The sequence below is a fragment of the Catenibacterium sp. genome, from assembly GCF_052354645.1.
Classification (GTDB): domain Bacteria; phylum Bacillota_I; class Bacilli_A; order Erysipelotrichales; family Coprobacillaceae; genus Catenibacterium; species Catenibacterium mitsuoka_A.
In genome coordinates this window covers 1-2,052 of the sequence record NZ_DAWDDM010000328.1, presented here as the reverse complement: position 1 = coordinate 2,052, position 2,052 = coordinate 1, and the positions used below count along the sequence as shown (strand labels likewise).

At 36.7% G+C, this 2,052-nt stretch carries 1 pseudogene; it reads left to right on the top strand.

Features of this window, described 5'->3' with window-relative positions:
- A pseudogene (locus ACT8VG_RS10630) lies at positions 1-2,052 on the top strand (glycyl radical protein); the annotation flags it as partial.

Sequence of the window (2,052 nt, the reverse complement as noted above, 5' to 3'; positions counted from 1 at the left end):
AAGTAATTGAAATTGGTGTTGAAAAAGAAGAATAAATTGTAGGTAATCGTACAAAAGGTGTACTTGCTGGTGTTGTATTTCCTGAAAGTGGCTGTTCATGGGTGGATAGAGAATTTGAAACACTTCCTACCCGTCCTCAGGATCAGTTTGAAGTAAAAACAGAGGATATTAAAGAATTTAGAGAAACAATTTATCCATACTGGAAAGGACATTCTATGGAGGATGTCATTAGAACACGCTATGGAAAAGAAATTAATCATATCAGTAAAGTAGTCAAGATCAATCAGAAAGACCATGCACAGGGTCATATCTGTCCTGATTCAGCTTTATGGTTAAAGTATGGTCCACAAGGATTATTAGATAAGATCAATGACAAACAAGAAACAGAATTCTATACATGCACAAAACTTGTATTAGAAGGGGCAATCACTTTCATGAAGAGATATCATGATTATATTATCTCTATGCCTGATTATCATGAGAGTGATGATTTAAAGCGTGTTGCAGATAACTGCCTTTCTTTATCTCAAAGACCTCCAAAAACATTCCATGAAGCCGTACAGTCTTTATGGTTCTTGTTTGTAATATTACATATGGAATCCAATGCGTCTTCATTCTCACCTGGGCGTATGGACCAGTACCTTTACCCATATTATGAACATGATTTAAAAGAAGGACTTATTAGTAAAGATGATGCATTAGAAATATTAGAATGTCTCTGGTTGAAGTTTAATCAGATTGTTTATCTTCGTAACAGTAATTCAGCTAAATACTTTGCGGGATTCCCGATTGGGTTTAATATTGCGGTAGGTGGCTTGGACGAAAAAGGACATGATACATATAATGATTTATCCATGCTTTGTCTAGAAGCACAGAAGGAATTATGTCTTCCTCAACCTAACTTATCAGTAAGACTTAACAAGAATACATCTCATGAACTCATGCAGAAGGCGATTGAAGTTGTAGCATTAGGTAGTGGTATGCCACAGTTCTTTAATGATGAAGCCATTATTCCTGCGATGGAAAGACTTGGTATCAGTCACGAGGATGCTTTAAATTATGCGATTGTCGGATGCGTAGAACTTACAACCCATGGTAATAACCTAGGCTGGAGTGATGCGGCTATGTTTAACCTCAATAAGGCATTAGAACTTACTTTAAATAATGGTAAATGTTTATTGACGGGACAGAAACTTGGCTTGGATATGGGATCACTTGAAACATATCAAACATATGAACAGTTAGAAAAAGCTTTCAAGATTCAGATTGATTACTTTATTGAAATGATGATGAAAGCAGAAGAAGTTGTAGAAAGAGTACATCAGGAGTGTTTACCGACTGCTTTCTTATCATGCGTCATTGATGACTGTTTAGAAAAAGGCATGGATGTTACAAGAGGTGGCGCTAAGTATAATTTATCTGGTATCCAGATGATTCAGATTGCGAACCTTGCAGACTCACTTGCGGCTATTAAGAAGTTAGTCTATGAAGACCATCTCTTAGATTCAAAAGAATTGCTGACAGCTTTACAAGTTGACTTTAAAGGACACGAAATTACACAAGCCATGCTTTTAAATAAAGTACCTAAATATGGAAATGATATTGCCTGGGTAGATGAATGTGGTGCTAAATGGGCACGTTACTTTAGAAATAAGATGAAAGAGTATAAGAATTATCGTGGTGGTCCTATTCATACAGGTATGTATACTGTTTCAGCTCATGTTCCTATGGGTGAAAATGTAGGTGCATCTCCAGATGGTAGAAACGCCTATACACCTCTTGCGGATGGTGGTATGTCCCCTGCTTATGGTAGAGACTTAGCAGGACCTACAGCTGTTTTAAAATCTGTCTCTAAGCTAGATGATGATCTCACAACCAATGGGGGATTACTCAATATGAAGTTCTTACCAGACTTCTTTAAAACAGAAACAGGACGTATGAAGTTTGAAAACTTCCTTCGAGCTTTTGTAGACTTGCATGTACCTCATATTCAGTTCTATGTCGTCAATAAGAAAGATTTATTAGATGCGAAAGTTCATCCTGAAAGACATC